24 protein-coding genes, 1 tRNA gene and 1 pseudogene are annotated in these 26,535 nt (G+C 61.7%); 21 read left to right on the top strand and 5 right to left on the bottom strand.

The window, feature by feature from the left end; translation table 11 throughout:
* Positions 1–39: 39 nt before the first annotated feature.
* Both msrB and EAG14_RS11735 read right to left on the bottom strand, forming a co-directional pair.
* On the bottom strand, positions 40–453 hold the full coding sequence (gene msrB / locus EAG14_RS11740; RefSeq protein ID WP_099655255.1) for a peptide-methionine (R)-S-oxide reductase MsrB: 414 nt from the start codon (positions 451–453) through the stop codon (positions 40–42).
* Positions 450–1,940: a YdiU family protein gene (locus EAG14_RS11735; protein WP_121728956.1), complete on the bottom strand. Its 1,491-nt coding sequence runs from the start codon at positions 1,938–1,940 to the stop codon at positions 450–452. The genes msrB and EAG14_RS11735 overlap by 4 nt, the downstream gene beginning before the upstream one ends.
* A 167-nt stretch (positions 1,941–2,107) precedes the next feature.
* Here EAG14_RS11735 and EAG14_RS11730 point away from each other — a divergent pair, with 167 nt between their 5' ends.
* From EAG14_RS11730 to EAG14_RS11640, 18 genes and pseudogenes are all read left to right on the top strand, one after another.
* Positions 2,108–3,751: a 3-(methylthio)propionyl-CoA ligase gene (locus tag EAG14_RS11730; RefSeq protein WP_099740986.1), complete on the top strand. Its 1,644-nt coding sequence runs from the start codon at positions 2,108–2,110 to the stop codon at positions 3,749–3,751.
* 133 nt (positions 3,752–3,884) lie between these two features.
* Positions 3,885–5,117: a branched-chain amino acid ABC transporter substrate-binding protein gene (locus EAG14_RS11725; protein ID WP_099740987.1), complete on the top strand. Its 1,233-nt coding sequence runs from the start codon at positions 3,885–3,887 to the stop codon at positions 5,115–5,117.
* Positions 5,118–5,185: 68 nt separating this feature from the next.
* A pseudogene (locus EAG14_RS11720) lies at positions 5,186–6,138 on the top strand (branched-chain amino acid ABC transporter permease).
* Between the two features lie 4 nt (positions 6,139–6,142).
* Positions 6,143–7,471, top strand: coding sequence for a branched-chain amino acid ABC transporter permease (locus tag EAG14_RS11715; protein WP_121728955.1), 1,329 nt, complete (start codon positions 6,143–6,145; stop codon positions 7,469–7,471).
* Between the two features lie 2 nt (positions 7,472–7,473).
* Positions 7,474–8,259: an ABC transporter ATP-binding protein gene (locus tag EAG14_RS11710; protein ID WP_099655261.1), complete on the top strand. Its 786-nt coding sequence runs from the start codon at positions 7,474–7,476 to the stop codon at positions 8,257–8,259.
* 3 nt (positions 8,260–8,262) lie between these two features.
* A complete protein-coding gene (locus EAG14_RS11705) occupies positions 8,263–8,958 on the top strand; it encodes an ABC transporter ATP-binding protein (RefSeq protein WP_121728954.1) in 696 nt (231 codons plus the stop codon).
* A gap of 304 nt (positions 8,959–9,262) precedes the next feature.
* Positions 9,263–10,912, top strand: coding sequence for an oleate hydratase (locus tag EAG14_RS11700; RefSeq protein WP_099655263.1), 1,650 nt, complete (start codon positions 9,263–9,265; stop codon positions 10,910–10,912).
* A 198-nt stretch (positions 10,913–11,110) separates the two neighbouring features.
* A complete protein-coding gene (locus EAG14_RS11695) occupies positions 11,111–13,210 on the top strand; it encodes a 3-hydroxyacyl-CoA dehydrogenase NAD-binding domain-containing protein (protein WP_121728953.1) in 2,100 nt (699 codons plus the stop codon).
* A gap of 39 nt (positions 13,211–13,249) precedes the next feature.
* On the top strand, positions 13,250–14,425 hold the full coding sequence (locus EAG14_RS11690) for an acetyl-CoA C-acyltransferase (protein WP_099655265.1): 1,176 nt from the start codon (positions 13,250–13,252) through the stop codon (positions 14,423–14,425).
* 144 nt (positions 14,426–14,569) lie between these two features.
* Complete coding sequence (locus EAG14_RS11685) at positions 14,570–16,441, top strand: acyl-CoA dehydrogenase (protein WP_121728952.1); 1,872 nt, start codon at positions 14,570–14,572, stop codon at positions 16,439–16,441.
* Positions 16,442–16,625: 184 nt separating this feature from the next.
* Positions 16,626–17,423, top strand: coding sequence for an SDR family oxidoreductase (locus EAG14_RS11680; protein ID WP_121728951.1), 798 nt, complete (start codon positions 16,626–16,628; stop codon positions 17,421–17,423).
* 156 nt (positions 17,424–17,579) lie between these two features.
* Positions 17,580–18,011 (top strand): PaaI family thioesterase, encoded by a 432-nt coding sequence (locus tag EAG14_RS11670; protein WP_099740993.1) that lies wholly within the window; start codon positions 17,580–17,582, stop codon positions 18,009–18,011.
* 82 nt (positions 18,012–18,093) lie between these two features.
* Positions 18,094–19,110, top strand: a complete 1,017-nt coding sequence (locus EAG14_RS11665) for an NADP-dependent oxidoreductase (protein WP_121728949.1) — start codon at positions 18,094–18,096, stop codon at positions 19,108–19,110.
* A 142-nt stretch (positions 19,111–19,252) separates the two neighbouring features.
* Positions 19,253–19,723: a GNAT family N-acetyltransferase gene (locus EAG14_RS11660; protein ID WP_121728948.1), complete on the top strand. Its 471-nt coding sequence runs from the start codon at positions 19,253–19,255 to the stop codon at positions 19,721–19,723.
* 60 nt (positions 19,724–19,783) lie between these two features.
* On the top strand, positions 19,784–20,716 hold the full coding sequence (locus tag EAG14_RS11655) for a glutathione S-transferase family protein (RefSeq protein WP_121728947.1): 933 nt from the start codon (positions 19,784–19,786) through the stop codon (positions 20,714–20,716).
* 173 nt (positions 20,717–20,889) lie between these two features.
* A complete protein-coding gene (locus EAG14_RS11650) occupies positions 20,890–21,798 on the top strand; it encodes an SDR family oxidoreductase (protein WP_121728946.1) in 909 nt (302 codons plus the stop codon).
* A 101-nt stretch (positions 21,799–21,899) separates the two neighbouring features.
* Complete coding sequence (locus EAG14_RS11645) at positions 21,900–22,448, top strand: methylated-DNA--[protein]-cysteine S-methyltransferase (protein WP_240456760.1); 549 nt, start codon at positions 21,900–21,902, stop codon at positions 22,446–22,448.
* Positions 22,449–22,542: 94 nt separating this feature from the next.
* Complete coding sequence (locus EAG14_RS11640; RefSeq protein ID WP_121728944.1) at positions 22,543–22,737, top strand: hypothetical protein; 195 nt, start codon at positions 22,543–22,545, stop codon at positions 22,735–22,737.
* A gap of 359 nt (positions 22,738–23,096) precedes the next feature.
* Here EAG14_RS11640 and EAG14_RS11635 read toward each other — a convergent pair.
* Positions 23,097–23,170, bottom strand: a tRNA-Gly gene (locus tag EAG14_RS11635).
* Between the two features lie 777 nt (positions 23,171–23,947).
* Between EAG14_RS11635 and EAG14_RS22815 the strand changes: the two genes are divergently transcribed.
* A complete protein-coding gene (locus EAG14_RS22815) occupies positions 23,948–24,256 on the top strand; it encodes a hypothetical protein (RefSeq protein ID WP_162995980.1) in 309 nt (102 codons plus the stop codon).
* Positions 24,257–24,439: 183 nt separating this feature from the next.
* Complete coding sequence (locus EAG14_RS11625; RefSeq protein ID WP_121728943.1) at positions 24,440–24,730, top strand: hypothetical protein; 291 nt, start codon at positions 24,440–24,442, stop codon at positions 24,728–24,730.
* Positions 24,731–24,732: 2 nt separating this feature from the next.
* Here the strand turns inward: EAG14_RS11625 and EAG14_RS11620 are convergent, their stop codons facing one another.
* Positions 24,733–24,987 (bottom strand): hypothetical protein, encoded by a 255-nt coding sequence (locus EAG14_RS11620; RefSeq protein ID WP_162995979.1) that lies wholly within the window; start codon positions 24,985–24,987, stop codon positions 24,733–24,735.
* A 41-nt stretch (positions 24,988–25,028) separates the two neighbouring features.
* Complete coding sequence (locus EAG14_RS11615) at positions 25,029–25,238, bottom strand: hypothetical protein (protein WP_121728941.1); 210 nt, start codon at positions 25,236–25,238, stop codon at positions 25,029–25,031.
* A gap of 258 nt (positions 25,239–25,496) precedes the next feature.
* Here EAG14_RS11615 and EAG14_RS22810 point away from each other — a divergent pair, with 258 nt between their 5' ends.
* Positions 25,497–26,522 (top strand): hypothetical protein, encoded by a 1,026-nt coding sequence (locus tag EAG14_RS22810; protein ID WP_162995978.1) that lies wholly within the window; start codon positions 25,497–25,499, stop codon positions 26,520–26,522.
* The last annotated feature ends 13 nt before the right edge of the window (positions 26,523–26,535 follow it).

The raw sequence follows: 26,535 nt of genomic DNA, 5'->3' as shown, positions 1-26,535 counted from the left end.
GGCACGGCGGTTCAAGCAGCAGTTCAGCGGTTGAGCGGTTCAAGGGGCGTCGGGTTCAAAGTCGAGTGACGCAGAGTTCATGCAGTAGCGCAGCCCGGTGGGCGCGGGGCCGTCTTCAAAGACATGGCCCAGGTGGGCCCCGCATTGTGCACACACTGTCTCGGTGCGCACCATGCCGTGGCTGCGGTCCACGATTTCGTGGATGGTGCCGGGGATGGCCTCTGAGAAGCTGGGCCAGCCGCAGCCTGCATCGAATTTGGTGAGCGATTCAAACAGTTTGGCCCCGCAGCAAATGCAGTGGTAGCTGCCGTCGGCCCAGTGGGCTTCGTATTTGCCGGTGAAAGGGCGCTCGGTGGCCGCGTGGCGGGTGACTTGCAGGGCGACGGGTTCAGCACCTTTGTCGCGCAGGATCTCTTGCCATTCGGCGTCGGTCTTCTGGATGGGAAAGGTCATGATGAGCAACTGATGGAAATGGAAGAAGCCCAGTCGGGCGGGAAGTCGGCATAGGCCTCGTGGCCCGGGTGTTCTTCAAAGGGCTGCTCCAGCAGGCGCTGCAACGTGGCCAGTTCTGAAAAGTCCCCCGCCTTGGCGGCGCGGATGGCTTGTTCGCCCAGGTGGTTGCGCAGCACGTACTTGGGGTTGGATTTGAGCATCAAATCACCCGCTGGCGCTTGATTATCAAGCGCTAGAAGCTCTGAATATGATAGCAACCAGGCATCCCACGCGGGCCGGTCGGCAAACAGGTCGCGCACGGGTTCGTACTGGCCATTCGCCACTGCGTGCGACAAGCGCCGCCAAAAGATGGTGTAGTCCACCGCATTGCGTGCCAGCAGTTGCAGCAGGCTTTCCACCAGGGCTTCATCCTCCGCACGGGTTTGCGTCAGCCCCAGCTTTTTGCGCATTTGCCCCATGAAGGCGTTGGGGAACACCGTCTTGTACGACTCCAGCGCGGCCAGCGCCGTGTCTTGCTCTTCGATGAGCGGCAGCAGCGCCTGGGCCAGGCAAAACAGGTTCCAGTACGCGATGTTGGGCTGGCGGTTGTAGGCGTAGCGGCCGTGGTGGTCGCTGTGGTTGCAGATGTGGCCCGGCACGAAGGCATCGAGAAACTGAAACGGCCCATAGTCCAGCGTCAGGCCCAGGATGCTCATGTTGTCGGTGTTCATCACCCCGTGGCAAAAGCCCACGGCCTGCCACTGCGCCATCAAGTGGGCCGTGCGCTCGCTCACGCTGTGCAGCAGTGCGGCATAGGCATTGCCACCCCATGGGCCCGTGGCTTCCGTGCTTCGGCATTCGGGGTAGTAGCGGTCGATGACGTAGTCGGCCAGGGCGCGCAGCTGTGGCTCCAGGTCGTTGGCCGCAAAGTGCTCGAAGTGGCCAAAGCGCACAAAGCTGGGTGCCACCCGGGTGACAACGGCGGCGGTTTCGATTTCCTCGCGCCGTACCGACGCAGGCGAGCCGGTGATGCACAGTGCGCGGGACGTGGGGATGCCCAGGCCGTGCATGGCCTCGCTGCACAAAAATTCGCGGATGCTGGAGCGCAGCACGGCCCGCCCGTCGCCCATGCGGGAATAGGACGTGCGGCCTGCGCCTTTGAGCTGTATTTCGGACCCGGCAGCGGTTTCGCCCAGCAAGATGGCCCTGCCGTCACCCAGTTGCCCAGCCCACACACCAAACTGGTGCCCGCTGTAAACGCTGGCCAATGGTTGCGAGCCTGCAAGCAATTGGTTGCCGGTGAAGGCCTGCAGTGCTTCGTCGGTTTGTGCCCAGTGGGCTGGTAGACCTAGCAGCTGCGCCACATCGGCGCTGGTGCCCACCCAGTGGGGGCTGGGCAAGGGGGTGGGGCGCAGCTCGGTAAAAAAGTCGCTGCCCAGGGCGCTAAAGCCACTTTGCCAGCGCAAGTTCAAGGGCTGCGCAAGGGGGTTTAGGGTGGGCTGATTCATGGCACCATTGTCTCGCAGCACGCTAATTCCTTCAGCTTCCGGGGCCTTGCTGGTGCCGTGGACTTTGCGTGCTCCATGAGGGATTTCACGAGCCCTTTGCGACACCGACAGCCTGCCCGGCGCAGTACGATGACCGTTTCGTTCACAACAACATCCAAGGAGTCAACATGCTGGGCCTGATGCAGAGCCAACCGCTGCTCATTTCGTCATTGATCGAGTTTGCAGAGCGCCACCACGGTGACGCGGAAATCGTCTCCCGCCGGGTCGAAGGCGATATCCACCGCTACACCTACCGTGATTTGGCGGCACGCTCGCGCCGCCTGGCCAATGCGCTGGATGCCATGAAGCTGCAGTTCAGTGACCGGGTGGCCACCCTGGCCTGGAACGGCTACCGCCACATGGAGATGTACTTTGGCGTGAGTGGCTCGGGCCGCGTGCTGCACACCATCAACCCCCGCCTGCACCCCGACCAGATCGCCTGGATCGTGAACCACGCCGAAGACCAGGTGCTGTGCTTTGACATGAGCTTTTTGCCCCTGGTGCAGGCCGTGCACGCGCGCTGCCCCACCGTCAAGCAATGGGTGGCACTGTGTGATGCCGACAAGTTGCCCGCCGACACCGGCGTGCCCGGCCTGGTGAGCTACGAGGCCTGGATTGGCCAGCACAGCACCGACTACGCCTGGCCCGAGTTCGATGAAAACTCGGCATCGAGCATGTGCTACACCAGCGGCACCACGGGCAACCCCAAGGCAGCGCTGTACAGCCATCGCTCTACTACCCTGCATGCCTATGCGGCAGCGCTGCCCGATGTGATGTGCATGTCGGCCCGTGATTCGGTGTTGCCCGTGGTGCCCATGTTCCACGTCAATGCCTGGGGCATCCCGTATTCGGCGGCGCTCACGGGTTGCAAGCTGGTGTTCCCCGGGCCTGCACTCGACGGCAAATCGGTGTACGAGCTGATCGAAGCCGAGCAGGTGACCTACGCCGCTGGCGTGCCCACCGTGTGGCAGATGCTGCTGGGCCACATGAAGCCCGAAGGGCTCAGGTTCTCCTCGCTCAAGCGCACGGTGATTGGGGGCTCGGCCTGCCCGCCCGCCATGATCACGGCCTTCCAGGAGGTGTATGGCGTCACGGTGCTGCATGCCTGGGGCATGACCGAGATGAGCCCGCTGGGCACCTTGTGCACCTTGAAGAACAAGCACCTCTCGCTGCCCAAGGATGAGCAGATGAAGATCGTGCAAAAGCAGGGCCGCGCGATCTATGGTGTGGACATGAAGATCGTGGGTGGCGATGGCGAAGAGCTGCCTTGGGATGGCAAGACCTACGGCGACCTGCTGGTCAAAGGCCCGTGGATCGTGGGCAGCTACTTCAAGGGCGAGGGCGGCAACCCACTCGTCAAAGATGCGCAGGGCCGGGGCTGGTTCCCCACGGGCGATGTGGCCACCATCGATGCCGATGGTTTCATGCAGATCACTGACCGCAGCAAGGACGTGATCAAGTCGGGCGGCGAATGGATCAGTTCCATCGACATTGAAAACATCGCCATGGCGCACCCATCCATCCAGATGGCGGCGTGCGTGGGCATGCCCCACCCCAAGTGGGATGAGCGCCCCATCGTGGCCGTGGTCAAGCGCCCTGGCACCGAAGTCAGTCGTGAAGAGTTGCTGGCTTTCTATGAAGGCAAGACCGCCAAGTGGCAGATCCCGGACGACGTGGTGTTTGTCGATGCCATCCCGATTGGGGCCACCGGCAAGATGCTCAAGACCAAACTGCGCGAGCAACTCAAGGACTACAAGCTGCCGGGCCTTTGAGTTTTTGAGGGGAGCCGCACGTTGCGTCTGAGTCGCCAGTCGCGTGCGCGATAGCTGCTAGGGGCAATCCCTGAGCGTTCAGGGATTGCAACGCGGTACTCTGCGTCGTGTCGATTTACAAGGAGACAAGACCATGAGATTTGCTATCAAGGCTGTAGCGGCTTCCGTCCTTCTGGTGAGCGCTGGCGCGGTTTTTGCCCAAAAGGGTGAGACGGTCAAAATCGCTTGGCTCGACCCCCTTTCGGGCTTGATGGCAGCGGTGGGAACCAACCAACTCAAGAGCTTCCAGTTCCTGGCCGAAGAGTTCAACAAAAAGAACCCTGCTGGCGTCAAATTTGAAATCATTGGAATCGACAACAAACTCAGCCCCCAGGAAACCACCAGCGCCTTGCGCTCGGCCATGGATCAGGGCGCACGCTATGTCGTGCAAGGCAACGGCTCGGGCCCAGCCCTGGCCATCATGGACGCGCTGGAAAAGCACAACGCCCGCAACCCTGGCAAGGAAGTGCTGTTCCTGAACTACGCGGCCGTGGACCCTGACCTCACCAACAGCAAGTGCAGCTACTGGCACTTCCGCCTGGATGCAGACACCTCCATGAAGATGGAGGCGCTGACCACCTACATGAAAGACCTGCCCGAGGTCAAAAAGGTCTACCTGATCAACCAGAACTATTCGCACGGCCAGCAGGTGTCGAAGTTCGCCAAGGAGATGATGGCGCGCAAGCGCCCCGATGTGCAGTTTGTGGGGGACGACTTGCACCCTCTGGCGCAGGTGCGTGACTTTGCGCCCTACATTGCCAAGATCAAACAGTCGGGTGCCGACAGTGTCATCACCGGCAACTGGGGCTCTGACCTGGCGCTGCTCATCAAGGCCGCCAACGATGCGGGCCTGAACAACGTCAACTTCTACACCTACTATGGCTCGGTCACCGGCAGCCCCACCGCCATGGGATCGGCTGCGGCAGGCCGTGTGTACATGGTGGCCTATGCCCACATGAACCTGCCGGGCGAGCTCAACAAGATCGTGGTGGACTACAAGAAGAAGTTCAACGACGACATGTACACCGGCTCGGTCTACCATGCTTTCACCATGCTGTCGGAAGGCTTCGTCAAAGCCAAGTCCACCGATCCGGTAAAGGTGGCTGCGGTGTTTGAGGGAATGAAGTTCAAGAGCTTCAATGGTGAGGTCGAGATGCGCAAGACCGACCACCAGTTGCAGCAAGGCCTGTTCATCTCCAAGTGGGAAAAGGCCAATGACAAATTCCCGATCGACTCGGAAAACACCGGCTACACCTTTGTGCCGGTGAAGTATTACGAGCCCTACGTGGCCAGCACGCCCACCTCGTGCCAGATGAAGCGCCCTTGAGTTTGGCGGCTTAGCTTCGAGGCCCGACATACTCGGGCCTTTTTTTTACCCAGCAATGAAAAATTCCCATGAATCTTGAGTTTTTCGTGATCTCTTTGCTCAACGGCGTCAGCTACGGGCTGCTGCTGTTCATGCTGAGTTCAGGCCTCACGCTGATCTTCAGCATGATGGGAGTGCTCAACTTTGCGCACACCAGCTTCTACATGCTGGGGGCCTATTTCGCATTCACCATCTCCAGCGTGGTGGGCTTTTGGCCTGCGCTGGTGCTGGCGCCCCTAGTGGTGTTTGCGCTGGGTGCGGCCTTTGAGCGCTACTGCCTGCGCAGGGTGCACAAGTTCGGCCATGTGCCAGAGCTGCTGGTGACGTTTGGGCTGTCGTACCTGATCCTGGAGCTGGTGCAGCTGGTGTGGGGCCGCTCCACCGTGCCCTACGGCCTGCCAGAGCAACTGCAAGGGCCGTTGTTCACGCTGTATGGCACGCAGTTCCCCAAGTCCCGCTCGTTTGTGATGCTGGTGGCTTTGCTGATGTTGGTGTCGGTGTGGTTGCTGCTCACCCGCACACGCATTGGTCTGGTGATTCAGGCGGCGCTGAAGTACCCCGAAATGGTGGAGGCGCTGGGCCACAACGTGCCGCGCGTGTTCATGCTGGTGTTTGGTGGTGGCGCTGCGCTGGCCGGGCTGGCGGGCGTGATTGGTGGCAACACCTACGTGACTGAGCCCGCCATGGCGGCCTCGGTGGGCTCCATCATTTTTGTGGTGGTGGTGGTGGGGGCATGGGCTCACTGGCCGGGGCGTTTTTGGCGTCGCTGCTCATTGGCCTGGTGCAGACCTTTGCTGTGGCGCTCGACTATTCGTTGATCCACGCCTTCAAGCTGGTGGGCGTTGCGGTGACCGAGCAAACTTTTGGCTACCCGGTGCTCAAGCTCACTATTTCGCAGGTGGCGCCCATCCTGCCGTACCTGTTTTTGGTGCTGATTTTGATCTTCCGTCCCAAGGGCCTGCTGGGCACCCGCGAGGACTGACCCCATGAATAACTCCAAACCCACAACGGCCGCTGCTGGCCCCGTGTCCTACTACCGCTTCAAGCCCTTGAACGTGGGACGCTTCGTGATCTGGGCCCTGTTTGCCGTGGCACTCATCGTTGCGCCCATGCTGTTTCGCAGCAGCCTGGCGCTGACCATGCTCTCGCAGATCGGCTACCTCATCATCATCTGCCTGTCCTACAACATGCTGCTGGGGCAGGGCGGCATGCTCAGCTTTGGGCATGCGGTGTACACGGGGCTGGGCTCGTTCATTGCCATCCACGCCATGAACATGGCCACCAAAGGCTCGGGGGGGATTCCGCTGGTGTTGATCCCCGTGGTGGGGGGCTTGGCGGGGGCGTTCTTTGCCACCTTGCTCGGCTTTGTCACCACCAAAAAGTCGGGCACCACCTTTGCCATGATCACCTTGGGTGTGGGCGAGCTGGTGGCGTCCATGGCGCTGATGTTCCCGGAGTTCTTTGGAGGCGAGGGCGGTATCACCACCGACCGGGTGTACGGCCAGTCGTTCTTTGGCATCAGCTTCGGGCCTGCCATTCAGGTGTACTACCTCATCGCCGCCTACTGCTTTGTGTGCACGGCGGCCATGTTTGCCTTCACCGGCACGCCGCTGGGGCGCATTCTGAACGCTGTGCGCGACAACCCCGAGCGTGTCGAATTCATCGGCTACAACACGCAGCGCGTGCGCTACTTCGCCTTCATCATTGCGGGCTTCTTTGCCGGCATTGGCGGCGGTTTGGCCACCATCAACTTTGAAATCATCACAGGCGCCGACAGCCTGAGCGTGATCCGCTCGGGCGGCTACCTGCTGTTCACCTTCCTGGGTGGGGCCACATTCTTCTTCGGCCCCATCATCGGTGCGGTGCTGCTGGTGCTGGCCTCGGTGCTGTTGTCCGAGCTGTCCAAGGCTTGGCTCTTGTACCTGGGGCTGGTGTTCCTGTTCATGGTGATGTACGCCCCCGGCGGCATTGCCAGCCTGATCATGATGAACCTGCGCCTGGCCAAGTACGGCAAGCTGCGCCCGCTGTGGTCGTCCTACCTGGGCCTGGCGGGCACGGGCCTGGTGGCGGTGATGGGCGCGGCCTGCATGGTGGAGATGACCTACCACCTGCAGCTCAATGCGGCCCTGGGGCCAGAGATGAGCTTTCTGGGCGCCACCATCAACGCCAAGGGCCTGACCAGCTGGTTTGGCGCGGGCTTTGTGATGCTCACAGGTGGCGGGCTGTTTGAGCTGTGCCGTCGGCAGTTTGCCAAGCAGTGGGGTTCCATTCAGGAAGAGATTGAACATGAAATCAAACGCGGGGAGGCTTTGTGACCATGGCGGCTGACAACGCAACCTACGCGCTGGAACTGCGCGACCTGCGCAAGAGTTTTGGCAAGACCGAGATCATTCGAGGGGCGAACCTGGCGGTGGCGCCGGGCGAACGGGTGGCCATCATCGGCCCTAACGGCGCAGGCAAGTCCACGCTGTTCAACCTCATCAGCGGGCGCTTTGCACCCACCAGCGGCGATGTGATCTTGAACGGCCAGCGCATCAATGGCCTGGCCCCGTATGAGATCAACCGCAAGGGCCTGTCGCGTAGTTTCCAGATCACCAACATCTTCCCCAAGCTGTCGGTGTTTGAAAACCTGCGCTGCGGGGTGCTGTGGAGCATGGGCTACAAGTACACCTTCTTGCGCTTTCTCTCCAATCTTGACGACGCCAATGAGCGCGCCAAAGAGTTGATGGAGATGATCAAGCTCGACAAGAAACGCGACACGCTGGCGATGAACCTGACCTACGCAGAGCAGCGTGCGCTGGAGATCGGCATCACCATCGCAGGCGGTGCCAACGTCATCTTGCTCGACGAGCCCACCGCAGGCATGAGCAAGAGCGAAACCACGCGCTTCATTCGCCTCATCAAGGAAGTGACCGTGGGCCGCACCCTGCTGACGGTAGAGCACGACATGGGCGTGGTGTTTGGTCTGGCCGACAAGATCGCTGTGGTGGTCTATGGCGAGGTGATTGCGTTTGATACCCCCGAGAAGGTGCGGGCCAACCAGCGCGTGCAAGAGGCCTACCTCGGCTCGGCCGTGGCAGACGCACAGGGAGCGGGACACTGACTTATGCTGAAAATCGATAACCTTCACGCCTACTACGGCAAAAGCCATGTGCTGCATGGCGTCAGCTTTGAAGTGCAACCCGGCGAGATTGTGGCGCTGCTGGGGCGCAACGGCTCGGGCCGCTCCACCACCGCCAAGGCCATCATGGGGCTGGTGGACTGGGAGGGTACGCTGCAATGGAAGGGGCAGAACCTCAACGGCAAAAAGGCCTACGAGATTGCCCACCTGGGCCTGGGCTATGTGCCCGAGAGCCGCGACGTGTTCCCCAACCTCACGGTGCACCAGAACCTGCTGCTGGGGCAAAAGGGCAGTGGCAAAGGCAGCCGCTGGTCGTTTGACGACATGTACGACATGTTCCCCCGCCTCAAAGAGCGCCAGCACACCGAGGCTGGCGTGATGTCTGGCGGCGAGCAGCAAATGCTGACGCTGTGCCGCACCCTCATGGGCGACCCCGACCTCATCATCATCGACGAGCCCACCGAAGGCCTGGCGCCCAAGATCGTGGAGCTGGTGGGACAGTACCTGCAGACGCTGAAGGCCAGGGGCATCTCGGTGCTGCTCATTGAGCAAAAGCTCACCATCGCCATGACCATCTCTGACCGCGCGCTGGTCATGGGCCATGGCTCCATCGTGTTCCAGGGCACGCCCGACAGCCTGCGGGCGGACAACTACATCCGCAAGGAGTGGCTGGAGGTTTGATTACCCCATCGGTTTGTCAGTGCGAGTGACTTCAAGCCTCGGCATCGCTGCTGGGGCTTTTTTTTGCCCTGCGCGCCTTTGTCTTGATCTGTGTCGGGAACTTGTTTTTTGAGCGCTGTGATGTCACGGCAATGACCGCGCGCAGGCGTATAAATCCTCTATCGCCAGCGTTTGGCTCTTTGCCAACGGGCGACCTGGGCACCCGCAGGCCGCACAGCCACAGGGCATGGCCACCCGCCTGATTGCCTTGAAGCCCCCCGGCGCTTCGCGGATGTCCAACCTACCCAAGGGACGTCAGAAGCACATGAAAAAGCACACCAAAAACCCATCTCCCGCCAATCCCCAAACCGCCCAGCTGTGGATCGTGGGGGGCGGCATCGCAGGCATGTCTGTGGCTGCCTTTGCCATCCGCGATGGCAAGGTGCCCGCCAGCCACATCCACATTCTGGAAGAAACGGGTATGCCCGGCGGCTCGCTCGATGGCGGTGCCGCACCCAATGCACCCGCGCCCCAGACCTGGGTGACGCGCGGTGGCCGCATGCTGACCGACGAAACCTACCTGTGCCTGTGGGACTTGTTTGAGGGCATTCCCTCGCTGGAAGACCCCACCGTGTCGGTGCGCGAAGAGTGCCGCCAGTTCAATGCCCGCGTGCACACCCATGCCCAGGCCCGCCTGATCGATGCCCAGCATGTGATTGCCGATGCCCAGAAGCTGGGCCTGTCGATGGGGCACCGCGTGCAGATGCTGCGCCTGTTGGCCCTGACCGAGGCCCACATCGGCAGCCGCCGCATCGACGAGTTCTTTGACGAAGCGTTTTTCCAGACCCATTTTTGGCGCATGTGGCGCACCACCTTTGCCTTCCAGAAGTGGCACAGCGCCATTGAGCTGCGCCGCTACTTCCTGCGATTTGTGCAAGAGTTCTCGCGCATCCACACCCTGGCGGGCGTTAAGCGCACCAAGTACAACCAGTACGACTCGATGGTTGTGCCGCTGCAGCGCTGGCTGATGGAGCAGGGCGTGGACGTGCGCTTTGGCCATCGGGTGACTGACGCCAGCTTTGCCACCCAGAGCGACGGCACACGCCGAGCCACGGCGCTGCAAGTGCAAACGGTGCAGGGCGGTGTCGGTGGTGTGGCCACAGACACCACGCTGGACCTGGGTGCAGACGACCTGGCTTTCTTTACCCTGGGTTCCATCACCTCGGACGCACGCTACGGCGGCAACGACGACGTTCCGGCCCTGGTGCGTGGCCGCGAGGACCACGGCTGGGCGCTGTGGGAAAAGATCGCGCAGAAGGCCCCTGACTTTGGCCGCCCTGCGGCGTTCTGCGGCAATGTGGACGAGCACAAGTGGGAGTCGTTCACCCTCACCATGCGCGACGACCGGCTGCTGCAGCGCATCACCGAATACTCGGGCAACAAGCCTGGCACGGGCGCCCTGATGACCTGGTACGAGTCGGGCTGGCACCTGTCGGTGGTGGTGCCGCACCAGCCGCATTTTCATGGCCAGGCCGATGGCACTTACACCCTGTGGGGCTATGGCTTTCAAGTGGACAACGAGGGCGACTACGTGCGCAAGCCCATGTCGCAGGCCACAGGCCGTGAAATCCTGACCGAGCTGATTCACCAGATGGGCTTTGACGACCTGCTGGAGCATGTGCTGGCCACCACCGATGTGACCACGGTGATGATGCCCTATGCCTCGGCCCTGTTTGCCTGCCGCGCACCGGGCGACCGGCCCCTGGTGCTGCCCGAGGGCTCGCAGAACTTTGCCTTCCTCGGCCAGTTTGTTGAGATGGAAGAGGATGTGGTGTTCACAGTGGAATATTCGGTGCGCTGCGCGATGGTGGCCACCTACCACCTGCTGGGCATTGAGCGGGAGATCCCCGCCATTTACAACGGCATGCTGGACCCCAAGGTGGGGCTGCATGCGCTGGAGGCGGCCTTCCGCTGAAACGACGCCCCTGAATGCACTGCAAAAGCCCCTTGCGAGGGGCTTTTTGCATGGGGACGCGGGTTCAATTCCCGCCGTCGCACTCAATCTTGTCCCGGGCGGGACAAACAGATACCCCCTGTCACTGGCAAAGTCACAGAGAGCCTCTACAATAAAATCGCACGACCGTTCTTTTTCATTCTTCCAAGGGACAACAGCATGACCGCTGAATACAAAGTCCACGGCTCTGTTGCCGTGATCACCCTGTCAAACCCTCCCGTCAACGGGCTCGGTCTGGCCACCCGCCAAGGCATTGTGGACGGGCTTGCGCGCGCCAATGCCGATGCGGCCGTGAAGTCCATCGTCATCACGGGCGCTGGCGGCGCCTTCTCAGGCGGTGCGGACATCAAGGAGTTCGGCACCGACAAATCGCTGCAAGAACCCAATCTGCTGTCGGTGATCCTGGCGGTTGAAAATTCGGACAAGCCCGTCGTAGCGGCCATGCACACCGTGGCCATGGGCGGCGGCCTGGAGCTGGCCCTGGGCTGCCACTACCGCATTGCGGCGCCTGGCTGCTCCATTGCGCTGCCTGAGGTGAAGCTGGGCTTGATCCCAGGTGCAGGCGGCACACAGCGCTTGCCCCGCGTGATTGGCGTGGAAGCTGCGCTCAACCTGATCGTGAGTGGCGAGCCCGTCAAGAGCGAAATGATCGCTGGTGTGCCCGGCCAAAAGCTGTTCGACAAACTGGCAGCCTCGCCAGAATCCTTGGCCGAAGAGGCCCTGGCATTTGCCCAAAGCGTGCAAGACGCCCGCCCTCTGCCGCTGGTCCGCAACTTCCCCTGCAAGCACCCCGAAGGCGATGCGTACTTCCAGTTCGCACGCAACATGGTCAAGGGCATGGCCAAAAATTACCCCGCGCCTGCCAAGTGCGTGGACGCCGTGGAAGCCGCCACCAAGAAGAAGTTTGCCGAGGGCATGCTGGTCGAGCGCGAGATCTTCATCAACCTGATGTGGACCCCCGAGTGCCGTGCACTGCGCCACCTCTTCGTGGCCGAGCGCGCTGCCTCGAAGATTCCGGATGTGCCGTCTGACACCCCCAAGCGCGCAATCTCCGCCGTGGCCGTGATTGGTGCGGGCACCATGGGTGGTGGCATTGCCATGAACTTCCTGAATGCAGGCCTGCCCGTCAAGATTCTGGAGACCAAGCAGGAAGCCCTGGACCGTGGCATCGCCACGATCCAAAAGAACTACGAAGCCCAGGTCAAGAAGGGCAAGCTCAAGCAAGACAAGTACGAGCAACGCATGGCGCTGCTGAGCACCACGCTGAGCTACGACGACCTCAAGGACGCAGACCTGGTCATCGAAGCGGTGTTTGAAGAAATCGGTGTGAAGGAAGCCGTCTTCAAGCAGCTCGACGCGGTGATGAAGCCCGGCGCGATCCTGGCCTCCAACACCTCCACGCTGGACGTGGACAAGATCGCATCGTTCACCCAGCGTCCGCAGGACGTGGTGGGCATGCACTTCTTCAGCCCTGCCAACGTGATGAAGCTGCTGGAAGTGGTGCGCGGCAAGGCTACGGCCAAGGATGTGCTGGCCACCGTGATGGCAATCGCCAAGAAGATCAAGAAGACCGCCGTGGTTTCGGGCGTGTGCGATGGCTTCATTGGTAACCGCATGATCGAGCGCTACAGCCAGCAAGCTGGCTTTTTGCTGGACGAAGGCTGCACCCCCCAGCAGGTGGACAAGGCCGTCGAGAAGTTTGGCTTTGCCATGGGCCCCTTCCGCATGGGCGACCTGGCGGGCAACGACATTGGCTGGGCCATTCGCAAGCGCCGCTACACCGAAAAGCCCGACATGAAGTACAGCAAGACGGCAGACCTGCTGTGCGAGAAGGGCCGCTTTGGCCAGAAGACGGGCGCGGGCTGGTACGACTACGTGCCCGGCAAGCGCGACGCCATCCCCAATGCCGAGGTGGTGCAGATGATTGAAGACCACCGCAAGGCACAAGGCATCACGCCGCGCAAGATTTCGGACGACGAAATCGTGCAGCGCCTGGTGTTCGCCCTGGTCAACGAAGGTGCGCACATCCTGGAAGACGGCATTGCCAGCAAGTCCGGCGACATCGACATGGTGTACCTCACCGGCTATGGCTTCCCCATCTACCGTGGCGGCCCCATGCACTACGCCAGCGAGGTGGGCCTGTTCAACGTGGTGCAAGCCATGAACCGCTTCGCCAAGAACCCGCTGGACGATGCCGCGTTCTGGACGCCTGCTCCGCTGCTGGCCAAGCTGGCCGCCGAAGGCAAGGCCTTCCAGTAAGCCGCACGCGCACCCTTCCAAAGAATCAAAGGAATTCACATGACATCCGCAGTGATTGTTTCCACCGCCCGCACCCCGCTTGCCAAAAGCTGGAAGGGTTCCTTCAACATGACGCACGGCGCCACCTTGGGCGGCCATGCCGTGCAGCACGCCGTGCAGCGCGCCGGCATTGACGGCGCCGATGTGGACGACGTCATCATGGGCTGCGCCACACCCGAAGGGGCTACGGGCAGCAACATCGCGCGCCAGATTGCGCTCAAAGCGGGCTTGCCCATCACGGCTTCGGGCGTCACCGTCAACCGCTTTTGCTCGTCGGGTTTGCAGACCATCGCCATGGCCGCCCAGCGCATCATCGCGGGCGAGGCCGATGTGTTCGTGGCCGGTGGTGTGGAGAGCATCTCTTGCGTGCAGCAAGAGATGAACCTGCACATGATCCAGGACCTGGCCCTGGCCAAGCAAAAGCCCGAGATCTACTGGAGCATGCTGCAGACCGCCGAGCAAGTCGCCAAGCGCTACAACATCGGTCGCGAAGCCATGGACGAATATGGTGCGGGCAGCCAGCAAAAGGCCTGTGCTGCGCAGGCCAACGGCCTGTTTGATGCAGAAATCGCGCCCATCACCGTCACCGCAGGCATTGCCGACAAGACGCTGGGCCTGATCACCAAGCAAGTCACCGTGAGCCGCGACGAAGGCACGCGCGAAGGCACTACGGTGGAGGCCATCAGTGGCCTGCGCTCTGCGCTGCCAGGCGGCCTGATTTCCGCCGGCAATGCCAGTCAGTTCAGTGACGGTGCCGGTGCCTGCGTGCTGACCAGCGAAGACTATGCGAGCAAGAAGGGCCTCAAGCCCCTGGGCCGTTTCCTCGGCTTTGCGGTGGCTGGATGCGAGCCCGACGAAATGGGCATTGGCCCTGTGTTTGCGGTGCCCAAGGTGCTCAAGAAGCTGGGGCTCAAGGTGGAGGACATCGACCTGTGGGAGCTGAACGAAGCCTTTGCCGTGCAGGTGCTGTACTGCCGTGACAAGCTCGGCATCCCAGCCGACCGCCTTAACGTGAATGGCGGCGCCATCGCCCTGGGTCACCCCTACGGTGTGTCGGGCCAGCGCCTCACGGGCCACGCCCTCATTGAAGGCAAGCGCCGTGGCGCCAAGCGCGTGTGCGTGACCATGTGCATTGGCGGCGGTATGGGCGCTGCGGGGATCTTCGAAGTGTTCTGACCCCATGGTCGTAGAGACCCCGTGCACGGTCTGCTGTTTGCAGTGGCGCCGTGACGGGGTTTTTTATGGATTTGTTTGCTCCTGTTTTTATAGCTGCTTGCGCTTGATGGATAAGCGCTAGAGGCCATTTTTAATGTAAATGCCATGAGCCTGCGCCCCACCGTTGACTTCCTGCTGTACCAGTGGCTCGATGCCGAGAAGCTGCAAGCGCGCGAGCGTTTTGCAGACCACTCCCGCGAAACCTTCGACGCGGTGCTGGACACCTCCGAGCGCATCGCCCGCGAGAAGTACGCGCCGTTCAACCGGCTGGTCGATCTGGAAGAGCCGCGCACCGAGACCGAGCCCGATGGCACGCTGCGCGTGGTGCTGCCGCAGGCCACGCACGAGGCGCGCCGGGCCTACGCCGAGTCTGGCCTGCTGAGCGCCGCGCAGGACTACGACATTGGCGGCATGCAACTGCCCTACACAGTGGACGCTGCAGCCAACAGCTTCTTTGCCGTGGCGTCGATCAGCATTGGCTCCAACCTGCTCACAGCAGGCAATGCCAACCTGCTGATGGTGCACGGCACCGATCTGCAAAAGCAGGTGTTTGCGCTCAATGAATTCAATGGCCGCTGGGCGGGCACCATGTGCCTGTCGGAGCCGCAGGCAGGCTCGTCGCTGTCGGACGTGGCCACGCGCGCCGTGCCGGATGGGGCAGACTTTGAGGCCGACCCGCTGGGCCCGCGCTACCGCCTCAAGGGCAACAAGATGTGGATCAGCTCGGGCGACCATGAGCTGACGGAAAACATCGTGCACCTGGTGCTGGCCAAGATTCCGGGGCCAGACGGCAAGCTGGTGCCGGGTGTCAAAGGCATCTCGTTGTTCATCGTGCCCAAGAAGCTGGTGGACACCGAAGGCAACCTGACTGGCGAGCGCAACGACGTGGCGCTGGCAGGCCTGAACCACAAGCTGGGCTGGCGCGGCACCACCAACACGCTGCTGAACTTTGGCGAAGGCAAGTACCCCGTGCGCGGCGGTGCAGGAGCGGTGGGTTACCTGGTCGGCAAGCCGGGCGATGGCCTCAAATGCATGTTCCACATGATGAATGAGGCACGCATTGGCATTGGCATGGCGGCGTCCATGCTGGGCCTGGCGGGCTACTACGCCAGCCTGGACTATGCCAAGAACCGGCCCCAGGGCCGCCCCATCCAGTCAAGCAGCGCCAGCGCTGCGGGCAAGGGCGGCAAGGACGCCAGCGCCCCCCAGGTGCGCTTGATTGAGCACGCAGACATCAAGCGCATGCTGCTGGCGCAAAAGGCCTATGGCGAGGGCGCCCTGGCGCTGAACCTGTACTGCGCGCTGCTGGTGGACGAGCAGCACACGGGCACGCCCGAGTCGGCCGACGAGGCCCGCCTGTTGCTGGAGGTGCTCACCCCCATCGCCAAGAGCTGGCCCAGCGAATGGTGCCTGGAGGCCAACAGCCTGGCCATTCAGATCCACGGCGGCTATGGCTACACGCGCGACTTTCCGGTGGAGCAGTACTGGCGCGACAACCGCCTGAACATGATCCACGAAGGCACGCACGGCATCCAGGCCATGGACCTGCTGGGCCGCAAGGTGCTGATGGAGGGCGGGCGTGGCCTGCAGCTGGTGGCGGGGCGCATCAACGCCACCATCGAGCGCGCCATCCAGGTGCCTGCACTGGCTGTGCATGCCAACGCCCTGGGGGCCGCGCTGGCCCAGGTGGGCGCCGCCACCAAGGCGGCCTGGGCCACGGGCGAGCCTAACGATGCGCTGGCCAATGCCGTGCCCTACATGCAGGCCTTTGGGCACACCGTGCTGGCCTGGGTGTGGCTGGACTTGGCCCTGGCCACGCTGGCGCATGACGCCGCCCTGGCGCAGCCCGCCAGCGTGGGTCGCATGGGCGCCATGCAGTTTTTCTTCCGCTACGAGCTGCCCAAGATTGGGGCCTGGCTGCAGGTGGTGAGCATGCGCGATGCCACCTGCGCGCAGATGCCGGAAGACGCGTTCTGATGCGTGGATAGCAGCGCTGCGGGGCCGCCCCGCACGCCACAGGATCGCGCAGGCGACATGGCTGCGCGGCCCGCTTCACCACAATGTGCGGCAACCGCCAAAAAGGTGGCACCACCATCGGCGCCCATTCCCTGTTTGCCGTGCCTGTTTGCCCGATTCGTTTGCATACCCAAGGAGACACACCATGACCCATCGCACCATCCAGCAACTTTTTGACCTCAAGGGCAAGACCGCTCTGGTCACCGGCGGCTCGCGCGGCCTGGGCCTGCAACTGGCCCACGCGCTGGGCGAAGCGGGCGCCAAGGTGCTGCTCAGCTCGCGCAAGGCGTCCGACCTGGAAGAGGCCGCTGCCGAGCTCAAAGCCGCGGGCATTGACGCGCAATGGATTGCCGCCGACTGCGCCAATGAGGCCGACATCCGCAGCCTGGCCGACGAAGCCATCCGCCGCCTGGGCGGCCATGTGGACATCCTCGTGAACAACGCGGGCGCTGCCTGGGGCTCGCCCGCTGAAGACCACCCTGTCGAAGCCTGGGACAAGGTGATGAACCTGAATGTGCGCGGCTATTTCATCCTGAGCCAGCACATCGCCAAGCACAGCATGATTGCCCGCAAGCAGGGCAGCATCATCAACGTGGCGTCCATTGCGGGCCTGGGTGGCAACCCCAGCGGCATGAACACCATTGCCTACAACACCTCCAAGGGCGCGGTCATCAACTTTACCCGCGCGCTGGCGGCCGAATGGGGCAAGTACAACATCCGCGTCAATGCCATCTGCCCCGGCTTCTTCCCCAGCAAGATGACGGTGGGCACGCTCAAAGCCTTGGGCGAAGAAGCCCTGAAGGCGGGCGCCCCCCTGGGCCGCCTGGGTGACGATGAAGACCTCAAGGGCCTGTGCGTGCTGTATGCGTCGGACGCTGCCAAGCACATCACCGGCCAGTGGCTGGCGGTGGACGGCGGCGTGAGCGTGGTGACGGGCGGCTAGAGATAAAGTACAACCCCCTGAGGCGCTTTGCGCCTTCCCCCTTCTCTCGGCTGCGCCGGGAAGGGGGACACCGCCAGCGCGGCGGGGCGGCCCTTGCGCGGCGGTCGCAGGCTTGGGCCGCGCCGGTTTTATCCGCTTCACCCTTGAGGAAATACTTTGCTGAAATTCGGCGTTGAAATCCCCTTTGTCAGCCACCTCGGCTTTACGTTGCACCGCATGGAAGGCGGCGAGTCTGAGCTGCACTACGAGGCCAAGCCCGAGCACCTGAACTCGTTTGACGTGACGCACGGCGGTGCCTCGATGACGCTGCTGGACGTGACCATGGCCACGGCCGCGCGCAGCGAGACACCGGAGATGGGCGTGGTCACCATCGAGATGAAGACCAGCTTCATGCAGCCCGCACGGGGCCCGCTGGTGGCCAAGGGGCGGTTGATCCACCGCACCGCCACCATGGCCTTCACCGAGGGCACCGTGTACGACGGGCAAGGCCGGGTGTGCAGCCATGCCACGGGTACCTTCAAGTACGTCAAGCGCCTGCCGGTGGATGGGCGCAGCGTCAACGGCCTCAAGGTCATCTCTACGGATTGACGTTTTGAGTCAAATAGGCTTCTAGCGCAATCAATATAAGCGCTAGCAGCTATCTTTTTAATAGTGTTTGAGGAGTGTTTCCATGCCACGCAACCAGCAGATCGTTTTGGACAACCGCCCCCAGGGCGAGGCCGTTGCCAGCAACTTCAAGCTTGTCGCCACCGACACCCCCGCGCTGCAGCCCGGCCATGTGCTGGTGCGCCACCACTACCTGAGCCTGGACCCCTACATGCGCGGGCGCATGAACGAGAGCAAGAGCTACGCCGCATCGCAGGCGCTGGGCGAAGTGATGATTGGCGGCACGGTGGGCGAAGTGGTGGATAGCCAGAACCCCAAGTACGCCGTGGGCGACAAGGTGGTGGGCATGGGCGGCTGGCAAGAGTACAGCGTGGTCAATGCCGAGCAGCCTGGCGCGCTGCGCAAGGTCGATACGACCCATGTGCCGCTGTCGCACCACCTGGGCGCGGTGGGCATGCCTGGCGTGACGGCCTGGTACGGCCTGGTCAAGATCATTGCGCCCAAGGAGGGCGACACCGTGGTGGTGAGCGCCGCCACCGGCGCCGTGGGCAGCGCCTTTGCCGCGCTGGCCAAGGCCCGTGGCTGCCGCGTGGTCGGCATTGCCGGGGGCGTGGACAAATGCCAGTATGCGGTGAGCGAGCTGGGCTTTGACGCCTGCATTGACTACAAGGTGCATGGCGACGTGAAAGCCATGTCCAAGGCGCTGAAAGAAGCATGCCCCAACGGCATCGATGGCTACTTTGAAAACGTGGGCGGCTGGATCATGGACGCCGTCATGCTGCGCATGAACGCCTTCAGCCGCATCGCTCTGTGCGGCATGATCGCGGGCTACGACGGCGCACCGCTGCCCATGGCCAACCCCGCGCTCATGCTGATTAACCGCATGAAGGTCGAAGGCTTTATCGTGAGCGAACACATGGAAGTGTGGCCCGAGGCGTTGAAGGAGCTGGGCACGCTGGTGGGCACCGGCAAGCTGCGCCCGCGTGAGACGGTTGCCCAGGGCATTGCCGCTGCGCCCGAGGCGTTCTTGGGCCTGCTCAAAGGCAAGAACTTTGGCAAGCAACTGGTCAAGCTGGTATGAGGCACCCCCTGAGCCGCTTTGCGTCTTCCCCCTCCAGGGGGACGCCGCCCCTGCGGCGGGGCGGCCCTTGCACGGCGGCACTGGCCTGGGCCGCGCCAGTTGCGCAGTGCGTGCCCCATGAAGAGCACGGGGGAGCGCCGCAATGAAGTTGAGCTGGACCTGGGCCCGCTTTGACGACCTGGGCGTGCACGCGCTGCACGATGCGCTGGCCCTGCGCTGCAAGGTGTTCATCCTGGAGCAGGGCCCCTATCAGGACCCTGATGGGGCCGACAAGCAGTCGTGGCACCTGTTGGGCTACGACGCCGCCGGTGCGCTGCAGGCTTGCCTGCGTGTGGCAGACCCGGGCGTGAACTACGCCGAGCCCTCGATTGGCCGCGTGGTGACTGCGAAGGAAGCCCGTGGCAATGGAACAGGCCGTGCGCTGGTGGCCGAGGGACTGGCCCGCTGCCTGCAGGTCTGGCCGGGCAGGGCGGTGCGCATCAGCGCCCAGGCGCACTTGCAGCGCTTTTACGGCAGCCTGGGTTTTGTTGCCGTGTCGGATGAGTACCTGGAAGATGACATCCCGCACATTGAGATGCTGTACAGCCCGCCCGCGGTGCACGCAGACATCTAAGCCCCGCATCAGCGGGCACTGCGGTGGTTTTGTTGCGTTTGTTGCCAAGGAGCGTTCACCATGTCTGCCCTGATCCTTCACCACTACCCCACATCGCCCTTCGCGCAGAAGATCCGTTCGGTGCTGGGCTTCAAGCAACTGGCCTGGAAGTCCGTCATCATCCCCAGCGTCAGCCCCAAGCCGGATCTGGTGGCGCTGACGGGCGGGTATCGCAAAACGCCGGTGCTGCAGGTGGGGGCCGACATTTACTGCGACACCGCCCTGATCTGTGACGTGCTGGAGCACACCCAGCCCGAGCCCGTGCTGTACCCGCCGCACCTCAAGGGCGTGGCGCGTGTGTTTGCGCAGTGGGCCGATACCACGCTGTTTTGGGCGTCCATGGCCTACAACCTGCAGCCCAAGGGCGCGGCCATGCTGTTTGCCAACCTGCCACCAGCGGCTGCCCAGGCCTTTACCGAAGACCGCAAGGCCATGGGTGCGGGCATGCAGCGCCACCGCCCGCAGGACGCCGCCGGGGCCTATCGTTCGTACCTGCGCCGCATTGCCCACATGGCCGAGGAGCACGACTTTTTGTTTGGCGCTGAGCCTTGCGTGGCCGACTTTGCCGCCTACCACCCGCTGTGGTTCACGCGCCGCGTGGTGCCGCTGATGGACGACATCTTCAACGCCACGCCCGCCGTGCTCGAATGGATGGACCGCATCGAAGCCCTGGGCCAGGGCCGCATGGAGAAGTTCAGTGCGGCGGATGCGATCACCGTGGCCGCCGGGGCCGAGCCCTTGCCGCTGCTGGACGATGTGTTTCAGGACGAGCACGGCATTGCCCTGGGCTCCCAGGTGCACATCGCCGCCGAGAGTTTTGGCACCGAAGTGACCGAGGGCGAGCTGATCGCCGCCACCCGCACCCGCTACACCCTGCGCCGCACCGACCCGCGCGCGGGCACAGTGCATGTGCACTTTCCGCGCATTGGTTATGTTTTAAGAGCATCCCCCTGAGCGGCTGCGCCGCTTCCCCCTTCTCTCGAATTGTTGGCGCAATTCGGGAAGGGGGACGACGCCCTCGCTGCGGGGGCGGCGCGGCCGGCCAGGCCCTTGCTCGGCGTCTCTGGCCCAGGCCCCGCCAGTTTCGACCGACGCTGTAGATACCAACGATTTCAAGGAGACAAAACATGATCGACAACTTTGCAGGCAAGACCGCCGTCCTCACCGGCGCAGGCTCGGGCTTTGGGTTGGAGTGCGCCCGCATTGGCGCCCGCCTGGGCATGAACCTGGTGCTGGTTGATGTGCAGCAAGACGCGCTGGACGCTGCCGCGGCCGAGATGCAGGCCGCAGGCGCCCAGGTGCTGGCCCGCAAGGTCGATGTGTCCAACGCCGCGCAGATGGAACAACTGGCCGCAGACGTGCAGCAGCGCTTTGGCGCGCCGCACTTGGTCTTCAACAACGCGGGCGTGGGAGCGGGTGGGCTGGTGTGGGAGAACTCCGTCAAGGACTGGGAGTGGGTGCTGGGCGTGAACCTGTGGGGCGTGGTGCATGGCGTGCGCCTGTTCACGCCCATGATGCTGGCCGCTGCGCAGGCCGACCCGGCCTGGCGTGGCCACATCGTCAACACCGCCAGCATGGCGGGATTGCTCGACGCCCCCAACATGGGCATCTACAACGTCAGCAAGCACGCCGTGGTGGCGCTGTCAGAGACGCTGTACCAGGATTTGTCGCTGGTCACCGACCAGGTCAGCGCCAGTGTGCTGTGCCCGTTTTTTGTGCCCACGGGCATTAACCAGAGCCACCGCAACCGCCCCGGCGAGCTGGCGGCCGACAAGCCCACCCAGAGCCAGCTCATCGGCCAGGCCATGAGCGACAAGGCCGTGGGCAGTGGCAAGGTGACGGCGGCCGAGGTGGCGCAAAAGGTGTTTGACGCCGCCGCCCAGGGCCAGTTCTACATCTACAGCCACCCCAAGGCCCTGGCCTCGGTACAGACGCGCATGGAAGACATCGTGCTGGGCCGCAACCCCACCGACCCCTTTGCGGCCAAGCCCGAGGTGGGCGCCCAGCTGCGCGCAGCCCTGCGCAGCGCTGGTTGATCCAGTGGCCAGGTGCTTTGTGCATTCAATGTGCCGCTAGCGCTTGATATGAAAGCGCTGGCAGCTATAAATGCAATAGCAATGCAATGGAGTGCAATGCGGTGAATCCTGCCCTGGGTTACGCCTTGTTTGACACTGCTTTAGGCCGCTGCGGGTTGGCCTGGGGCGCTGCGGGCTTGCGTGCCGTGCAACTGCCCGAGGTGGACGATGCCGCCACCGTGGCCCGGCTGCTGCGCGCCAGCGGCCCGTGCGATGCGGCGGCGCCCACGGCAGAAGCGGTGGCGGCCATCCAAGGCATCCAGGCGTTGCTGCAAGGCCAGCCGCTGGATTTGTGCGAGGTGCGGCTGGACATGGCGCACCTGTCGGAGTTCCATCAGCGCGTCTACGCCCTCACGCGGGCCATTGCACCGGGGCAGGTGCGCACCTATGGCGACATGGCACAGGCGCTGGGCGGCAAAGGCCTGGCCCGCGCCGTGGGGCAAGCCCTGGGGCTGAATCCCTTTGCGCCCGTGGTGCCTTGCCACCGGGTGCTGGCTGCGGGGTTCCATGCCGGGGGCTTTTCCGCCAACGGCGGAGCCCAGACCAAGCTGCGCATGCTGCAGATCGAAGGCGCGCACTGGGGCGAAACGCAGTCGTTGCCAGGGTTTTGAGGGGCCCGGTTGGGGTGTTGCAAAACACCGTCACCGCACCGATGCCGGGCGCCTGGCTGCGCCATACTGGTGGTCCATTTGACGGAGAGACACCATGAGCCAAGACCCGAACATCACCCTGGCGCGCGGCCTGTACAACGCGTGCACCCTGGCCACCGCGCAAATCCGCGAGGCGCAGAGCCTGGCCAAGGAAATCTTTCCGGGAGTCGAGGCTTCGCGGGCCGAGGTGCTGGGCATCGCACAAATCATTGCCACCAACTACGCAGCCCAGTTGGGCAACAAGTCTTGAGCGGCATTGCCTCAGGTCTGGGCTGATCCACACGAAACCCCACACGCCCACCCACGCAAAAAAACAGCCCGCACGAAGCGGGCTGCAAAGTTTTACCCCCTACCAAAAGCACATGGGTTGTGGCCAGCTGCTGCGTGAGCAGCGCAGTGGCTTGCCGCCGTCCATGTGTTTCCAATGTAAGTCGCAGCCCCGGCATCGCCAAGGAACAAGATGGGCTATGCATAGACGGTTTGTGCATACCTGCATGGGCATGCCAAAGCGTGGTCTGGGCAGAGGGTTTTGGCGTTGATGGACGCGCCAACAAAAAAGCCTGATGGCGCGGGGCACATCAGGCTTCATCGGAATTTTGGGGAATCTGTTGGAGCGGGTGAAGGGAATCGAACCCTCGTATGAAGCTTGGGAAGCTGCCGTTCTACCATTGAACTACACCCGCATTTTGTAACTCGTTGATTTCAAACGAGTTATCTTCCTAAGTGCTTGATTATACAGCGCTTTTTGGCAATCTGTAGGCTTTGCGTTTTGCACATCTGCCTATCGTTCCATACGGCTGCATATACTTCCGGTGTAGCTTTAGTGTAGTTTTCTCGGGTGAGGTACTACACCAGCTCTGCACACTGCGCATTTAGCAAGTTCGGGGAGTATATGGTTTTTGACGCGAGGGCTGCCAAAGCACTGCAGCCAGGGGGCGCTATAGCGATTGATGGCTGCCCTGGGCTGCGTCTCTTGGCCACGAAGCACGGCAAGACTTGGACCCATCAGCATCACAGGCGGCGTGATCGCGGCTGATCCCGCGGTTGTCGCCCGCAAGTACAGCGCTACCGTTGGTGACGGTACCCGTGAAGCGCTTTTGCGCACTGAAGTGGACCATCTGCGCCTTGTGTCTGACGGCCTGCGGGACCAGTCCGCCGAAGGCGCCCGCCGACTCGCTGCAGCTCCCCCCGCCGCCGTCCTTGAGTACGCCACTGCCCTCCGAGACGTATTCGACGACTGCCGCGCCGCGTATGCAGGGATGGTCGAAAAAGCTGATGGGCACGCAAGTGATGTCCGCACCCATCGGGAAGCCTGGCCAGTAATTCCGCATTGAGACGCGGTTGTGGTATCGATTTGATGTGTCTATTCGCGAGGTGGCGTCGACTGCTATGCGCGGAATTCATCTTGCGTTTTAGTAGAGCTTCCTACAACATCTGAAGCTCCACAAGGAGGGACCAAGATGTCAACTGTTTCGTCTGTGATTTCCGTGACCTGGATCTTGAACAAGAGTTTCCCCGCGCAGCTTCAAGTAACTGCGCATGGAATGGCGAGTAGCCCGAACTGGAGCAAACTGCGATTGGAGTCTCGCGTCTACGTTGCTCCTCCATCCGATGGTATTCAAGACTTTGATTTCATCGGAGAGCCTCCTACCGGCAATGCCTTAACAGTGATGACAGGTGTGAGCGCTTCTGGTGACATTGAGCATCAGCCTTGGATGAAGGGAGTGCGCGTGCATGCGAGCACAAACTCAGAGACTGTTGTTTTTTGAATTGCTTTGAATCGTTCTGAGAGGCCCGCAATATGCGGGCCTTTTTTGTATTTGAGGAGTGGAAGCTTGTGCTTTTGCCGGGGGATAGCTCCTCGCGTGAACGTGAGCGATGGCGCCTAGGTTCCATGTTTGAAGCGGCACAAAAGTGGTTTTAACTGGTTAAAAACACAGTATTATTTGCATATGGACTTCAACCAGATCACGCAGACCGCAATCGCTCTCCTGGGCGCCGGGGCTGTTTGGCTGTCCCAATCTCGCAACCAGCAAGCCCAGCGGTGGGCTTGCATCGTGGGCCTGTTGAGCCAGCCCTTCTGGTTCTGGGCGGCCTGGTCCTCAGGGCAGTGGGGCGTGTTCTTCGTCAGTGTGGTGTGTGCGCTGGCCTGGGCCAAAGGCCTGTGGGTGCACTGGATCGCACCGCGCCCAAGTTCGGGCGTGGGCATCGTGACACTGCCGCCAGAGAGCCGCCTGCGCTGAACCTACTGCAGCGGCGTTTCTGTGCCGTCTGCGCCAACCATTACGTTCGTGGGCCCGGTCGCCAACGTCACCCCCATGAACTTGCTCTCCCACCCGGGAGCAGGTTGGGTCACAAGCGTGTCATTCACAAGTTTGCGTACTTGGTTCAGCGTTGCCAGCGCTGCATCAGTGAGCACAAATTTCTGGGGGTAGGCGTTTGCGTTGGCTTTCCAGTGCGCTTGCAGCGCCTGGAGCATGGGTGTGTAGAGATTCGACATGCATGGATTGTGTCGCAGGCGCCTTGCTGCTGCTTCAAGTTTCAAAGCCCCCAGAGCTTGACCAGTGCAGGGTGAGGTCCACCTTTGGTCTTGTCATGGATCCAGTTCAGCAGAAGGCGCAGGCCAAAAAATAGCGAGCCTAGTACGGCAATCACAGCAAGCTTCAAGGCGAAAACGCTTGCAAATGTGGACATCTCTGCTTGTGGTGTTGCCAAGTACCCCAGAGACGGAAGTAAGACGAACAATTGCATGGCAAATGCAAGACCGACAAGTCCCCGCAGGAGTCGAATGGGGCCGAATACAAGAAACAAACTTCTACTCCTTTTTATTTGTGAGTCGATGTTACTTCTTGTCGCTTGCATTGACATTGAAGTGGTTGGCGCAAGACAGCGTCTGCCGCCCGTTCTCTTTGCATGTGTGTACGCGCGCCAACAATTTGTTCTCCACTGAATATTGGCGTAAAGAGCGTCGCGTATAGTTCTAGTCTCTAATAACTTAAGGGAGTCGCTGTGAAGAAATTGGTAATTTTGTCATTTGCGTTTTTTTCATCTTTTGCATTTGCGGATTGCTCGTCCGATGTCGCCAGCATGGGTGACAGCATTTACGATGAAAAGGTTTTTGATTGGAAATTTTATGCTCACAACAACACTGACTTGATTGGTGCTTTGGGCGGTAATGAGGCTGCGATTAAGCAGCATTGGAGAACCAACGGGATATGTGAGGGTAGGCAAGCTAGTAATGGATTTTCATCTACAGAATATCTTGCCCGTTACGGTGACCTGAGAGGTGCTTTTGGAAATAACTATGGCGCTGCCATGAAGCACTATTTGTATAATGGATTCGCCGAGCGGCGGCTAGCCAGAGTTTGTGAGGCTATTCCCGCGAGTATTAAATTCTCTATTGTGGACGGGCGTCGTGCGGCGGTAGCTACTTACGCAGATGGATCGACGAAAAAAAATTACGGCGATTCCTTCCCAATTTATTGTACGGATAAGCCTACTAACAAGTCAACGCAAAGAGTTAAATTTGATGTTAAGCCTCTTAAATTCCAAGGGGCTGGTGATCATTTTGGCGTTATTCTTGAGATGAGTGCATCCAAGAACAATAGTTCTGGGTACTATTTGGGACGTGGATTTATATTTTTCAGCAATCTAGGAGTTTTTAGAGAGTATTTCTCAAAAACAACTGTGGGCACAGATGGATTGGGTCAGCTTTTTGAGACGTCAAATTATGGAGTGTCTAACCAGTTGCCCTCGCAAGCCGTATATCCAAGCACCACCATGCAGGGCGATATTGCCTACTCGGCTGATTTTGCCTCCTCTGGCGTATCGATCCCTGGAGTGGGTGGGGCCAGAGGTAATGTGAGCTATAACGGGCTCAAAACCTACTTCCCGTACTGGGATGACGGTAAGACGGCTCATCCGTATGGTGCGAGCGGTGTGAACTTCTTTGCTATATGCCCGACAAGTGTTCCTGCGTGCCTCAATGACGTGTCAGTTGAGTTTCGGAATATTAGCGTTGTGTGGGAAGACTGATGAAACACCTATT

Source organism: Acidovorax sp. 1608163 (assembly GCF_003669015.1).
Lineage (GTDB): Bacteria > Pseudomonadota > Gammaproteobacteria > Burkholderiales > Burkholderiaceae_C > Acidovorax.
The sequence above is the reverse complement of the archived record's forward strand: the minus strand, read 5'-3'. Positions and strand labels throughout refer to the sequence as shown.

Bases quoted from the DNA above. Each gene is read 5' to 3' on its own strand.
- EAG14_RS11640 (WP_121728944.1), top strand. From the start codon at position 22,543: ATGAGCCAAGACCCGAACATCACCCTGGCGCGCGGCCTGTACAACGCG.
- EAG14_RS11685 (WP_121728952.1), top strand. From the start codon at position 14,570: ATGAGCCTGCGCCCCACCGTTGACTTCCTGCTGTACCAGTGGCTCGAT.
- EAG14_RS11665 (WP_121728949.1), top strand. From the start codon at position 18,094: ATGCCACGCAACCAGCAGATCGTTTTGGACAACCGCCCCCAGGGCGAG.
- EAG14_RS11620 (WP_162995979.1), bottom strand. From the start codon at position 24,987: ATGTCGAATCTCTACACACCCATGCTCCAGGCGCTGCAAGCGCACTGG.
- EAG14_RS22815 (WP_162995980.1), top strand. From the start codon at position 23,948: ATGTCAACTGTTTCGTCTGTGATTTCCGTGACCTGGATCTTGAACAAG.
- EAG14_RS11650 (WP_121728946.1), top strand. From the start codon at position 20,890: ATGATCGACAACTTTGCAGGCAAGACCGCCGTCCTCACCGGCGCAGGC.
- EAG14_RS11710 (WP_099655261.1), top strand. From the start codon at position 7,474: ATGGCGGCTGACAACGCAACCTACGCGCTGGAACTGCGCGACCTGCGC.
- EAG14_RS11715 (WP_121728955.1), top strand. From the start codon at position 6,143: ATGAATAACTCCAAACCCACAACGGCCGCTGCTGGCCCCGTGTCCTAC.
- EAG14_RS11730 (WP_099740986.1), top strand. From the start codon at position 2,108: ATGCTGGGCCTGATGCAGAGCCAACCGCTGCTCATTTCGTCATTGATC.
- EAG14_RS11615 (WP_121728941.1), bottom strand. From the start codon at position 25,238: ATGCAATTGTTCGTCTTACTTCCGTCTCTGGGGTACTTGGCAACACCA.
- EAG14_RS11660 (WP_121728948.1), top strand. From the start codon at position 19,253: ATGAAGTTGAGCTGGACCTGGGCCCGCTTTGACGACCTGGGCGTGCAC.
- EAG14_RS11690 (WP_099655265.1), top strand. From the start codon at position 13,250: ATGACATCCGCAGTGATTGTTTCCACCGCCCGCACCCCGCTTGCCAAA.
- EAG14_RS11695 (WP_121728953.1), top strand. From the start codon at position 11,111: ATGACCGCTGAATACAAAGTCCACGGCTCTGTTGCCGTGATCACCCTG.
- EAG14_RS11735 (WP_121728956.1), bottom strand. From the start codon at position 1,940: ATGAATCAGCCCACCCTAAACCCCCTTGCGCAGCCCTTGAACTTGCGC.
- EAG14_RS11700 (WP_099655263.1), top strand. From the start codon at position 9,263: ATGAAAAAGCACACCAAAAACCCATCTCCCGCCAATCCCCAAACCGCC.
- EAG14_RS11625 (WP_121728943.1), top strand. From the start codon at position 24,440: ATGGACTTCAACCAGATCACGCAGACCGCAATCGCTCTCCTGGGCGCC.
- EAG14_RS11725 (WP_099740987.1), top strand. From the start codon at position 3,885: ATGAGATTTGCTATCAAGGCTGTAGCGGCTTCCGTCCTTCTGGTGAGC.
- EAG14_RS11680 (WP_121728951.1), top strand. From the start codon at position 16,626: ATGACCCATCGCACCATCCAGCAACTTTTTGACCTCAAGGGCAAGACC.
- EAG14_RS11705 (WP_121728954.1), top strand. From the start codon at position 8,263: ATGCTGAAAATCGATAACCTTCACGCCTACTACGGCAAAAGCCATGTG.
- msrB (WP_099655255.1), bottom strand. From the start codon at position 453: ATGACCTTTCCCATCCAGAAGACCGACGCCGAATGGCAAGAGATCCTG.
- EAG14_RS11655 (WP_121728947.1), top strand. From the start codon at position 19,784: ATGTCTGCCCTGATCCTTCACCACTACCCCACATCGCCCTTCGCGCAG.